At 67.7% G+C, this 12,362-nt stretch carries 9 protein-coding genes; 3 read left to right on the top strand and 6 right to left on the bottom strand.

Annotated features, from left to right (window positions below; all coding sequences use genetic code 11):
- Positions 1-19 precede the first annotated feature (19 nt).
- Positions 20-1,045 (top strand): SDR family oxidoreductase, encoded by a 1,026-nt coding sequence (locus tag RHM57_RS17445; RefSeq protein WP_134558166.1) that lies wholly within the window; start codon positions 20-22, stop codon positions 1,043-1,045.
- A gap of 23 nt (positions 1,046-1,068) precedes the next feature.
- Here RHM57_RS17445 and RHM57_RS17440 read toward each other — a convergent pair whose 3' ends face one another.
- Entirely contained in the window at positions 1,069-3,588 is a 2,520-nt protein-coding gene (locus RHM57_RS17440) for a glycoside hydrolase family 65 protein (RefSeq protein WP_134448620.1), read from the bottom strand.
- Complete coding sequence (locus tag RHM57_RS17435) at positions 3,585-4,394, bottom strand: HAD family hydrolase (RefSeq protein WP_134448622.1); 810 nt, start codon at positions 4,392-4,394, stop codon at positions 3,585-3,587. The genes RHM57_RS17440 and RHM57_RS17435 overlap by 4 nt, the downstream gene beginning before the upstream one ends.
- 256 nt (positions 4,395-4,650) lie before the next feature.
- Between RHM57_RS17435 and fucO the strand changes: the two genes are divergently transcribed.
- Positions 4,651-5,790 (top strand): lactaldehyde reductase, encoded by a 1,140-nt coding sequence (fucO, locus tag RHM57_RS17430; RefSeq protein WP_241975203.1) that lies wholly within the window; start codon positions 4,651-4,653, stop codon positions 5,788-5,790.
- Positions 5,791-5,940: 150 nt separating this feature from the next.
- Here the strand turns inward: fucO and RHM57_RS17425 are convergent, their stop codons facing one another.
- The 3 genes from RHM57_RS17425 to RHM57_RS17415 all read right to left on the bottom strand — a co-directional run bounded on the left by RHM57_RS17425 (position 5,941) and on the right by RHM57_RS17415 (position 9,422).
- Positions 5,941-7,401, bottom strand: a complete 1,461-nt coding sequence (locus RHM57_RS17425; RefSeq protein ID WP_322188949.1) for a rhamnulokinase family protein — start codon at positions 7,399-7,401, stop codon at positions 5,941-5,943.
- 115 nt (positions 7,402-7,516) lie between these two features.
- The gene (rhaI, locus tag RHM57_RS17420) at positions 7,517-8,683 is read right to left on the bottom strand and encodes an L-rhamnose isomerase (protein ID WP_322188947.1); all 1,167 of its coding nucleotides are present in this window, start codon (positions 8,681-8,683) and stop codon (positions 7,517-7,519) included.
- Between the two features lie 97 nt (positions 8,684-8,780).
- Positions 8,781-9,422, bottom strand: coding sequence for a class II aldolase/adducin family protein (locus RHM57_RS17415; RefSeq protein ID WP_134446406.1), 642 nt, complete (start codon positions 9,420-9,422; stop codon positions 8,781-8,783).
- 317 nt (positions 9,423-9,739) lie between these two features.
- Between RHM57_RS17415 and RHM57_RS17410 the strand changes: the two genes are divergently transcribed.
- A complete protein-coding gene (locus tag RHM57_RS17410; RefSeq protein WP_198413467.1) occupies positions 9,740-11,044 on the top strand; it encodes an MFS transporter in 1,305 nt (434 codons plus the stop codon).
- A gap of 183 nt (positions 11,045-11,227) precedes the next feature.
- Here the strand turns inward: RHM57_RS17410 and RHM57_RS17405 are convergent, their stop codons facing one another.
- Positions 11,228-12,235 (bottom strand): LacI family DNA-binding transcriptional regulator, encoded by a 1,008-nt coding sequence (locus RHM57_RS17405; protein ID WP_322188945.1) that lies wholly within the window; start codon positions 12,233-12,235, stop codon positions 11,228-11,230.
- Positions 12,236-12,362 lie beyond the last annotated feature (127 nt).

Here is a 12,362-nt window from a genome sequence, read left to right as displayed (position 1 = left end):
ACAACGGGAAGAGGATCTCATGAGTGGTGAGCTGGTTCTGGTGACCGGTGGGTCTGGCTTCGTCGGCGCGCACTGCATCGTGCGGCTCCTCGCCGCCGGCTACCGGGTGCGCACGACGGTGCGCTCCCTCACCCGGGAGCCCGAGGTGCGCGCGATGGTCGCCGCGGGCGGGGCGGATGCCGGCAGCGCCCTCTCGTTCACCGTCGCCGACCTGCTCTCCGACGCCGGTTGGGCGGAAGCGGTGAACGGCTGCGCCTTCGTCCTGCACGTCGCCTCACCCTTCCCCGCACGTGAGCCGGCGGACGAGGACGAGCTCATCGTCCCCGCCCGCGACGGCGCACTGCGGGTGCTCCGGGCCGCGCGGGACGCCGGCGTGCGGCGGGTCGTGCTGACCTCTTCGTTCGCCGCCGTCGGGTATGGCGCCCAGCATCCGGACCGCCCGTTCACCGAGGACGACTGGACGGACCCGACCGCCTCAGTGAGCGCATACGTCAGGTCGAAGACCATCGCCGAACGTGCGGCCTGGGACTTCGTCGATCGCGAGGGAGGCACCCTCGAGCTCACGGTGATCAACCCGGTCGGAATCTTCGGACCCGTGCTCGGGACAGACCTCTCCAGTTCCGTCGAACTCCTCCGCGGGCTCCTGAAGGGTGCTGTGCCCGCGGTGCCGCGGATCGAGACCAACATCGTCGACGTGCGCGATGTCGCCGACCTGCACGTGCGCGCCATGACGAGCCCGCTCGCGCCCGGCGAACGGTTCCTCGCCGTCGCCGGACCCCCGATGACCTTTCCGGAGATCGCAGCCCTGCTGAGGTCGAACCTCGGCGACGTCGCGAGTCGGGTGCCCCGCCGGGTGATGCCGACCTGGCTCGTCCGTGTCCTCGCCCCGTTCAGCGCCCCGCTCCGGCAGGTCGCCCCGCAACTCGGCACGACGCGGAACGCCTCCCATGACAAGGCCAGGCGGATGCTCGGCTGGGAACCTCTGTCCAACGAGGAGGCCATCCTCGCCACCGCGGAGAGCCTCGTGCGCCTCCGGCTTCTCTGACCGGCGGCGCACGAGAGGCGGGATCAGTCGACCTGGTCCATGAAGTCGGTCAGGTGCGCGATCGTCGGGATCGACGAGGTGATCACGGTGCCGTCGTCGCGACGTCCGCCCTCGATCGCAGCCGGCGACGGAGCCCCGGGAGTGCGGGCGCCCTGGTGCTCGAGCGGGACGATGACGGGCTGGCCGAGACGCACCGTGAAAGCGGGCGCCCCGCGCACGGCGAGCTTCGCCTCGACGCCGGCCTCGACGGTCACCTCGACCTCGTCCTGCCTGAGGTCGATCCGGAGCCGGGTGCCCTTGAGCGTGATCCGGAAGGTGAGCCCCTCCCAGCCTTCCGGCAGCCGCGGGTCGAGGGTGACCCGGCCGTTGTGGTCGCGCATGCCGCCGAATCCGTAGACGAGGGCGCTCCAGACTCCACCGGCGGATGCGACGTGGACGCCGTCCGCCGCGTTGTGGTGCAGGTCTGCGAGGTCGACGAACAGGCCGGAGGTGAAGTACCGGAGCGCGAGCTCGTGGTACCCGACTTCGGCCGCGATGATCGACTGGACCACGTCGGACAGGGTCGAGTCGCCGGTCGTGAGCGGGTCGTAGTAGTCGAAGTCGGCGAGCTTCTCCTCCGGAGTGAACTGGTCCCCCTGCAGGAGCAGCGCGAGGACCACATCCGCTTGCTTGAGGACCTGGAAGCGGTAGATCACGAGCGGGTGGTAGTGCAGCAGCAACGGCCGGTTCTGCGGAGGCGTCTGGGACAGGTCCCAGCGTTCCTTCTCGAGGAACTGCGCGTCCTGCGGGTGGATGGCCAGGCCCTTGTCGAAGGGAATGTGCATCGCCTCGGCGGCGAAGGCCCACTCGGCGATCTCGGTGTCCTGGAGGTTCAGCCGGGCGACCATGGCGTCGTAGGCGTCGCGGTCGATGTACCGCAGCCGGCGGACCGCGGTCACGGCGTTCCGCAGGTTCGAGCGCGCCATGATGTTCGTGTACAGGTTGTCGTTGACGACGGTCGTGTACTCGTCCGGCCCGGTGACACCGTGGATGTGGAACACGTCGTTGCCGTGCCCGTTGCCGCGCCAGAAGCCGAGGTCCGCCCACATCCGGCTCGTCTCGACGAGGATGTCGATGGCCTCGCGGGCGAGGAAGTCCTCGTCGCCGGTTGCGGCGACGTACTGGCTGAGCGCATAGGCGATGTCGGCGTCGATGTGGTACTGGGCCGTGCCCGCCGCGTAATACGCGGAGGACTCGAGCCCGTTGATCGTGCGCCACGGGAACAGGGCGCCGAGCTGGTTGAGCTCCGTCGCGCGGTCCCTGGCCTGGTCCAGCATGCCGTGCCGGAAACGCAGCGCGTTGCGGGCCGCGTTCGGAGAGGTATAGGTCAGGAACGGCAGGACGTAGACCTCCGTGTCCCAGAAATAGTGGCCGCCGTAGCCGGAGCCGGACACGCCCTTTGCGGAGACGCCCTGGCCGTCGGCGCGCATCGAGGCCTGGGCGAGCTGGAACAGGTTCCAGCGCACGGCCTGCTGCAGCACGGGCTGCCCGGGAAGCTGCACGTCGGTGCGCGCCCAGAAGTCGGTGAGCCATTCCTGCTGGCGGGCGATGAACGATTCGATGCCCTCGTCCCGCGCGCGGTCCAGGGTGCGGTCGCACCGGTCGGCGAGTTCGTGAGTGGGCACGCCCGCGGAGGTGTGGTAGCTGAGCGTCTTCGTGATGTGGATCGAATTGCCCTGCTTGGCCTTGATCGTGTACACGTGCTTGGCGAGGTCGTCGCCGATAGCGGAGGACTCGACGAACTCGTTGGCTGTCTCGATCTGGTGGTCGGCGGCGCAGGCGATCGTCATCGCCGAGTTCGTGCAGCGGAAGCCGAGGATGTACCGGCCGCCGGAAGCGCGCTTGAAGCGTGGCTGCAGCACCCGGTCGGTGAAGGACTCCGCCTTGCGCGGGTCCCAGTCTGTCGTCATCGAGCCCTTGGGCCGGTCGTACTCGCTGATGCCGTCCTGGCGGTTCAGGATCTGGCTCGAGATCACGACGGACGCATCCGCGTCGAGCATGGTGACCTCGTAGTCGATGATCGCGAGGTGCCGGTCGGTGAACGACACCATCCGGCGGGACCGGATCAGGACGCGCTTGCCCGATGGCGTGCGCCAGACGAGTGAGCGAGAGAGGATGCCGGTGGTGAAGTCGAGCCGGCGCTCGTAGCTGAGCAACTCGGCGAGGGTCAGCACGAGCGGTTCGTCGTCGACGTAGACGCGGATCATCTTGGCGTCGGGAGCGTTGACGATCGTCTGGCCGACGCGGGCGAAACCGAAGGCCTCTTCCGCGTGCCGGATCGGCCAGGTCTCGTGGAAACCGTTGATGTATGTGCCCTGGACGTGGCCGTCCCTGCCCTCGTCGACGTTGCCGCGCAGGCCGAGGTAGCCGTTGCCGACCGCGAAGAGGGTCTCGGTGCGTCCGATGTCGGCTCCGGTGAACGCCGTCTCGACGAGGGCCCATTCGTCGACCGGGAAGCGATTGCGGTCGAGAGGGTCCTGGATGACCTCTTCGGTCAGGTTCATGCGGTGGCCTCCTGCGTTGCGGTTTCGGGTGACGTGCTGGGCTCGGACGGGCGGGGCACCAGTTCATCGAGGTCTGAGACGACAATATCGGCTCCGGCGTCCAGAAGGGTCTGCGGTCCGACGCCGCGGTCGACGCCGAGGACCAGCCCGAAATCACCGGCGCGGCCGGCCTGCACTCCCGACTCGGCGTCTTCGACCACGACGCACTCTGCCGGCGTGAGACCGAGCAGCTCGGCGCCGAGTTCATAGGTGTCCGGCGCGGGCTTCCCGGCGAGCCGACGCTCGGCGGCGAGGTTGCCGTCGACGACGATACCGAAGCGATCACGGATGCCCGCTGCCCCGAGGGTGAGTTCGCCGTTGCGGGAACTCGTGACGACGGCGACCTGCAGCCCGGCGTTGACCACGTAGTCGAGGAAGTCGAGGGAACCCTGGTACGGAGTCACGCCGTCTTCCGCGAGGGTCTCGTTGAAGGCCGCGTTCTTGCGGTTGCCGAGGCCGCACACGGTGTCCTGCGTCGGGGCATCCGTGGGGTCGCCGTCTGGCAGCGTGATCCCGCGCGAGGCGAGGAGGCTGCGCACGCCGTCGTAGCGGGGCTTGCCGTCGATATACCTGAAGTAGTCGGCATCGCTATAGGAGGGACTCACCCCCTGGTCTTCGAGGAAGGGGGTGAAGAGCCGGGACCACGCGACCATGTGCACGTCGGCGGTGGGAGTCAGCACGCCGTCGAGGTCGAAGAGCACGCCACGCAAACCGAGGATGCGGTCGCGGGCCTGGGCTGGCGAAAGGGGAAATGTCGGAGAAGTCATAGACGGGAGCTCTTCTCGATAGATGCCTGAAAATGGAGGCGCCGGGGAATGGTGGGGGGATGTATTCGCCCGGGTGTCGACATCTCGGCGGCGGTGACGAGGATCGCGAGCGACGCGGGTCCACCGGGTCCGGGGTGGGCCTGCGCCTGAGTACAAAACAAGCCTATGCCCTGTGCCTCCGGCGAGTAGACTTTCTCTAAGTGAAACGATTCAACGTTGAACGCACACAGAGAGAAGTCAGACAATGATCACTCGCATGATCTGGAACCAAACGGCACACTTCGGCGCAGGGGCCATTAGCGTCATCCCCGGTGAAATAGCCTCCCGCGGCTTCACCAAGGCCTTTGTGGTCTCGGACAAGGTGCTCGTCACGACCGGCGTCACCGGCAAGGTCACGTCACTCCTCGACGATGCCGGAATCCCTTATGAGGTTTATTCGGACGTCACCCCGAACCCGCCGATCGAAGCGGTCAAGCGCGGCGTCGCGGCCTTCGCGGCCTCGGGCGCAGACGTATTGATCGGCATCGGCGGCGGCTCGCCGCAGGACACCTGCAAGGCCATCGGCATCATCACGAACAACCCCGAGTTCGCGGACGTGCGCTCGCTCGAGGGCGTCGCGGCCACGAAGCGGGCCTCCGTTCCGATCATCGCCGTTCCGACGACGGCGGGAACCGCATCGGAGACCACGATCAACTACGTGATCACCGACGTCGAACGCTCCCGCAAGTTCGTCTGCGTCGACCCGCACGCGATTCCGATCGTCGCCGTCGTCGATTCCGAGATGATGTCATCCGCGCCACGTTCGCTCAAGGTCGCCACAGGACTGGACGCGCTCACCCACGCGATCGAGGGCTACACGACCAAGGGCGCCTGGGAACTCTCCGACCTCTTCCACCTCAAGGCGATCACGATGATCGCCGAGTCCCTCGCCGCCGCCGCCGACGGCGACCCGGTTGCCGCGGACCGGATGGCCCTCGCCCAGTACATCGCGGGAATGGGCTACTCCAACGTCGGCCTCGGCCTCGTGCACGGGATGGCCCACCCGCTCGGCGCCTTCTACAACGCCCCGCATGGCGTGGCCAACGGCATCCTGCTCGCCCCCGTGATGGCGTTCAACGCCGACGCGACCGGCGACCGCTTCCGCGACATCGCGGTGGCCTTCGCGGTCGCCGGTGCCGCAGACCTGTCGGTCGAGGATGCCCGCACCGCGGCCGTCACTGCCGTCACGGCGTTCGCCCGCGACCTCGGCAACCCGACGACACTGCGCGAGATCGGTGCGAAGGAGGAGGACCTCCCGGCACTCGCCCAGGCCGCCTTCGACGACGTCTGCACCGGCGGTAACCCGCGCGACGTGACCGTCGAGCAGATCCTCGCGCTGTACACCTCGATCTACTGATCCCAGAGTCACCTTTCCGGTCGAGAGTGACCCGTATACCGGGCGCTCTCGACCGGAAAGGTAGACCTCGGGTTGGTCGATTGAGAACAGGAGCGGCCGGCGCGTGTGCGCCGGCCGCTCCTTTCTGTTTCCCCTGTTTCCCCGTGCCGGCTATCGGCTGACGAGAGTCCGGACCGGCGTATACCGCTCGGGTACGAAGCTGCGGGCGACGAGGGCGCGCAGCCCTTCGAGCGAACCGGTGACGAGGCCCTGGGCCCGCGCCTGCACGAGCACATTGCCGATCGCGGTCGCCTCGACGGGGCCGGCGAGCACGGGCAGGCCGAGCCGGTCGGCCGTGAGCTGGCAGAGCAGGCGGTTCTGCGAGCCGCCGCCGACGATGTGCACGACCCGTACGTCGGTGCCGGAAAGCGCGGCTGCGGTCTCGACGCCGCGGGCGAAGGCATCCGCGAGGCTCTCGAGGATGCTGCGCACGAGTTCGGCGTTCGAGCGCGGAACGCGCAGGTCGTGCTCGAGGCAGTAGTCGCGGATGCGGCCCGGCATGTCCCCGGGGGCGAGGAAGCGCTGGTCGTCGGCGTCGAACACGGCGACGGGCCCGGTGACCTCGCCGGCCGCACGCAGCAGGTCGGCGAGAACGATCGTCTCGCCGGCGTGCTCCCAGGTGCGGATCGACTCGCTGAGCAGCCAGAGGCCCATCACATTGTGCAGGTAGCGCACGCGGCCGTCGACGCCGCCCTCGTTCGTGAAGTTGGCCGCGCGGCCTGCCGCGCTGAGCACCGGGGCCTCGAGCTCGACGCCGACGAGCCCCCAGGTGCCGCACGAGATGTAGGCGAAGTCGTCGCTGAGGGCAGGCACCGCGACGACGGCGGATGCCGTGTCGTGCGAGCCGATGGCCGTCACGTCGATCGGGGCGCGGGCGCCGATCTCGCCGGCGACGTCAGGGAGCAGGGAACCGATCCGGGTCCCGGCATCGACGAGGCGCGGGAAGATCCGGCGGTCGAAGCCGAGCCGGTCGATGAGCGGTTCGTCCCACTCTCGGCTGCCGACGCCGAGGAGGCCGGTCGTTGATGCGTTGGTGCGTTCGGCGACGGCGACGCCGGTGAGCCAGTAGTTCAGAAGATCGGGCACGAGCAGCACCTGGTCGGCCTGGTCGAGCGAGCCGGCGGTCAGGTCTGCGGTCAGCTGGTAGAGCGTGTTGAACGGCAGGAACTGGAGTCCGTTGGCCGCATAGAGTTCGGCGGGTGTGGCGATCCGGTGGACGAGATCGACAGCGGGCTGGGTGCGCGCATCGCGATAGTGGTACGGGAGTTGCAGCATCCGCCCCTGCCGCAGCAGCGCGTAGTCGACGGCCCAGGAGTCGACGCCGATGCTCACGAGGGCGGGCTCTTCCGCGGCGGCGGTCCTGAGACCGGCGAGCACATTGCGGTAGAGCTCGACGATGTTCCAGTGCAGCGAGGGATGCCCGTCCTCATTCAGGCGGATCGGCCCGTTCGCGAAGCGGGCCACCGGGCGGAGGCGCAGCTCGTTCGGCCCGACGTGGCCGAGCATGACCCGGCCGCTCGTGGCGCCGAGGTCGACGGCCGCGACGACTGCGGCATCCGTGCTGGTGGTCATCTTCGTGCTCTCTGCTCGTCAGAACTTAAAGGAGTTGCCGTTTCGGACGACTGCGGCCGGTGTGCCGGCCACAGTCGTCCGAAACGGCAACGGGTGGTGCCGAATGCGGGTGGGGTCAGGCGCCCCAGCCGGCCTGGGTGCCGCCGACGCGGTCTGCGCAGATCTTCTCCTGGTAACCGGATGCCGCGAACGCCTTCATGGGGTCGGCCGGAAGTCCGCGGGACTCGCGCCACGCGGCGAGGTCGGTGCGGACGTCGGAGTAGAAGGCGTCCATCATGATGCCGTTGGCGCCGAGGACGTCGCCGGCCTCCTGCGCCGCTGCGAGGGCGACGGTGTCCACGCTGAGGGCGCGGGCGGTCATTTCCTGCACGTTGAGGACGGAGCGGATCTGGCCGGGGATCTTCTCTTCGACGTTGTGGCACTGGTCGAGCATGAACGCGACGGTGGAGTCGGGTCCGTAGCCGCCGCCGCGGATGACTTCGTAGAGGATCCGGAACAGCTGGAACGGGTCTGCCGCTCCGACGATGAGGTCGTCGTCGGCGTAGAAGCGGGAGTTGAAGTCGAAGGAGCCGAGCTTGCCGAGGCGGAGCAGCTGGGCGACGATGAACTCGATGTTCGTGCCGGGCGCGTGGTGGCCGGTGTCCAGGCACACCATCGCCTTGTCTCCGAGGGCGGCGACCTGGGCGTAGCTGGTTCCCCAGTCGGGCACGTCGGTGTGATAGAAAGCCGGCTCGAAGAACTTGTACTCCAGGACCAGGCGCTGGTGCTCGCCGATCCGGGCGTAGATCTTGCCGAGGGAGTCGGCGAGGCGGTCCTGCCGGCCGCGGATATCGCCCTGGCCCGGGTAGTTGGTGCCGTCGGCGAGCCAGATCTTCAGGTCTTCCGAGCCGGTCTGGTTCATCACGTCGATGCAGTCGAAGTGGTGATCGATCGCCATCTGGCGCACCTTCGGGTCGATGTGGGTCAGGCTGCCGAACTTGTAGGCGTCATCCTGGAACGTGTTCGAGTTGACCGTGCCGAGCGCGACGCCGAGGTCTTCGGCGTACTTTCCGAGCGCCGCATAGTCGTCGACCTTGTCCCACGGAATGTGGATCGCGACGCTCGGGGAAAGCGCGGTGAACTTGTTGACCGTTGCGGCATCGGCGATCTTCTCCTGGGGGGTGCGCGGCGTGCCGGGGGTCGAGAAGACCTTGAAGCGGGTGCCCGAGTTGCCGAACGCCCACGACGGGAGCTCGATGGCCTGGCTTTCCAGGAGGCGAAGGGTTTCTGCGGATACCGTCATGGGGTCACTTCTCTGTGGGTATGTCTGTGGATACTGCTGAGGTTGAGCGCGGCGGCGGCCCGCTCGGGGCCGCCGCACATCGGGTGCCGAATGCCGCTTAGGGCAGGCGCGCACCCTCGGGGATGACGATCTTCTCGAGCTCGAGGATGTTCGGGGTGCCGAGCTGCAGGGCCCCGTAGAGCACCTGCGCGTTGGCCTCGACCGCGACGGCGACCTTGAATGCGCCGGCGACGTCTTCGCCGACCGAGATCATGCCGTGGTTGCCCCAGACGACGGCGTTCGTGTCGTCGCCCATGAGCGCGGCGCTGAGCTCGCCGAAGTCCTTGTTGGTGGAGAACTCGAACGGCATGATGCGCACGGCGCCCTTGGCGTAGAGCACCATGTTCAGCAGCACGGGGTCGATGGTCTTGCCGACGGCGCCGAACATGTTCGCGTACGGCGACTCGGTGTGCACGATCGCGTTGATGTCGGGGCGGCGGCGGTAATGGGCGAGGTGGACATCCGTCTCGGTCGACGGGAACAGGTCCCCCTCGATGACGACGCCGTCATAGCCGACGACGACCATCTCGTCGACCGTCAGCACGTCGTAGCGGATGCCGGAGGGCGTAATGACGATCGCGTCATGCTCGGGCAGGCGAATCGAGATGTTGCCCTGGGTGTTGAAGTTGAGTCCGGTACGCACCGACTCCTTGCACCAGTACAGGATTTCTTCGCGGAGTTCGCGACTGGCAAAGCTCATGGGATGTCCTCGTCTTCGTGGTAATTGAATCGTTTCAACTATCTCGACTATAACTCCGGAAACCGCAGCGCGTCAACTCCCCGGTTCTCCCGGATCGTCGCCCCCGGTCACGGCGCACCCGAAATGGTTAGGCAGGCACACGATTGTGACGTAGTCTGCTGGGACACCTCATTGAATCGTTTCATTCAATGAACGGTGCGGCGCCACCGGCGCCACCGCATCGCGTCCTCGAAGCCGAGGCCACGAGCCTCTGCATCAATGACGAGAGCAAAGGAGGACCATTCGTGGTCCGAATTGGAAACAAAAGCACAACCGGAATGAAAGCCACCATCTCGGTGGCGATGTCCAATTACATCGAAGCGGGATCGATCATCGCGATCGCAACCAGCCTGTCGCTCTGGCAGAAGGAGTTCGGGATCGACGACTTCGCGGTCGGATTGCTCGCGGCCCTGAGCGCGAACGCGTTCGGTGCGGCGGCGGGTGCGCTCATCGGCGGCCCGTTGTGCGACAAGTACGGTCGCAAGTTCATTTATACCTACGACCTCATCGTCTATATGATCGGCGTCGCCCTCGCCGTGTTCGCGATGAGCTACGGGATGCTGCTGCTCGCCTTCATCATCACCGGTATCGCCGTCGGGGCCGGCGTTCCGGCCTCGTGGACCTACCTCTCCGAGCAGGCGCCGGCCGGGCAGCGCGCCAAGCACGTCGGTGCCGCCCAGCTCGCCTGGTCCTGCGGCCCGCTGATCGGCTTCCTCCTCGCCGTCGCGGTCGAGCCCCTCGGCCTCCTCGGCAGCCGGCTCATCTTCGCCGAGCTCTTCGTCGTGGCCTTCATCACCTGGTACATGCGGCAGGGACTGCCGGAGACGGCCATCTGGAAGGAATCCAACGCGAAGGCGACATCCACCAACGTCTTCCACGGCGTCAAGGCGCTCTTCAGCAAGAAGGCAAACATCACCGCGATCTTCTTCCTGATCGGCGTGTACTCGTTCTGGAATATAGTCGCAGGACAGGCCGGAATCTTCATGCCGCGGGTCTACGCCGCCGCGGGAGTCGAGAGCGCCACGGAGCAGTACCTGCTGCAGGCGCTCGTCTGGGGCCTCACGGTGGCCACGACCTACTTCGGCTTCATGCGCCTCGCCGACAGGTTCAACCGCCGCATCCTCTACATCGTCGGTTCGCTTCTGGGCATCGCTGCCTGGGCCGTGCTCGTCTTCGCCGAACCGACCATGCCGGCGCTGCTCTCCTTCGCCGTGCTCTGGGGCGTCGCGGCCGGCATCGGCGCCCAGGCCTTCTACGGCCTCTGGGCCAGCGAGCTCTTCGCGACCGAGTACCGGGCGAGCGCGCAGGGCATCCTGTTCTTCGTCGCCCGGATCATGGTCGGCCTGCTCAGCATGGTCTTCCCGATCCTGCTGACCTCGATCGGGCTGTCCTGGCTCGGCCTCATCCTGATCGGCTTCCTCGCCGTCTCGCTCGTGGTCGGAGCCGTCTGGGCGCCGCACACCCAGGGTAAGAGCCTCCAGCAGATCGAAGCCGAACGCTACCCGGAAGACGTCGTCGCCGAGGAGTCAGTCGTCGAAGCATCCGTCGTCGGGGAACCGGTCGCGATGAACATGCACTTCTAGCCGGATCCAGCGCCCCGGTCTTCGCCGCCGCGCCCGTTTGCGCAGGTCGCGCCCGAAAGAGCGGGCGCGACCTGCGCAAACCGGCGCGGTTTCCGTCGTCACGGGGCGCGGGCAGCGGAAACCGGCGCGGACGCGGGGCGCGCGGGCGGGCGCGAAGCGGGTGCGGGCAGGCGGATGTCACGCCTAGCCGGCGGTCGACTCGCGGACGATGAGCTCGGGCTGGAACTGGATCTGCTCGTGCTCGAAGTCCTCGCCGCCCTCCGCCTCGCGCATCAGCAGGTCGACGGCCGTGTACCCGATCAGGGCGCTCGGCTGGCGGATCGACGAAAGCGGTACAACGGCAGCGGACGCGAAGGCGATGTCGTCGTATCCGATCAGGGCGATGTCGCGGGGGACGCGTACGTCGCCGAGCATATTCAGTGCCTGGAGCACGCCCATCGCGAGCAGGTCGTTGGCCGCGAAGACGGCGTCCGGGCGTTCGCCCGCCGGCCGGGCGAGGAGCTGTTCACCGACGGACCGCCCCTGCAACACCGAGAGCGAGTCCGTGTCGATCGTCTCGAGGACGACCCCCGGGTGCTCGGCGACGGCCTTGCGGGCGCCCTCGAGCCGATCGACGACCTGGCGGATGCTGTGGGGCCCGCCGACGAAGGCGATCCGGGTCCGTCCGATGGCGGCGAGGTGGCTCACGGCGAGGTATCCGCCGGCCACGTCATCGACGGCGACGGACGAGAAGCTCCGGTCGGCGATCTCGCGGTCCACGAGCACGGTCGGTGTGCCGCGGGCGCGGAGCCGCGAGAGGCGGTCGCCGACGTCCCCGAGGGGTGAGATGAGCACGCCGTGCACCCTCTGTTCCTCGAAGAGGTCGAGATAGGCGCTCTGGCGCCCCGGGTTCTCGTCGCTGTTGCCCAGGAGCACCGTGAGGCCGTCCTCGGCTGCGCGGTCTTCGGCGCCGCGCGCGACATCCGTGAAAAAGGGGTTGGCGACGTCGAGGACGACGAGGCCGATGCTCCGGCTGCGACCGGCACGCAATTGGCGGGCTGCGTCGTTGCGCACGAAACCGAGCTGGCTGATCGCCGCCTGGACGCGTTCGACGGTGCTCGGGGAAACCTTGTCCGGGCGATTGAGCACATTCGACACCGTGCCGACGGACACGCCGGCAGTCGCGGCCACCTCACGCACGCTTACGGACATCGGGTCTTCTCCAGATCGGGCCGCACGGGGCCACGATGAATCGTGTCAGATCGGGGCGCGGATATCCAGCCACCGGCATCCGCGCGGTGTTTTTCGCGGCGGGTCGGGGTTTGTTCCGCCCGCTGCC

The organism is Cryobacterium sp. 10S3, from assembly GCF_034344045.1.
Classification (GTDB): Bacteria; Actinomycetota; Actinomycetes; order Actinomycetales; family Microbacteriaceae; genus Cryobacterium; species Cryobacterium glucosi.
Note: the sequence above shows the minus strand (reverse complement) of the source record. Positions and strands in the feature narration are given on the sequence as shown.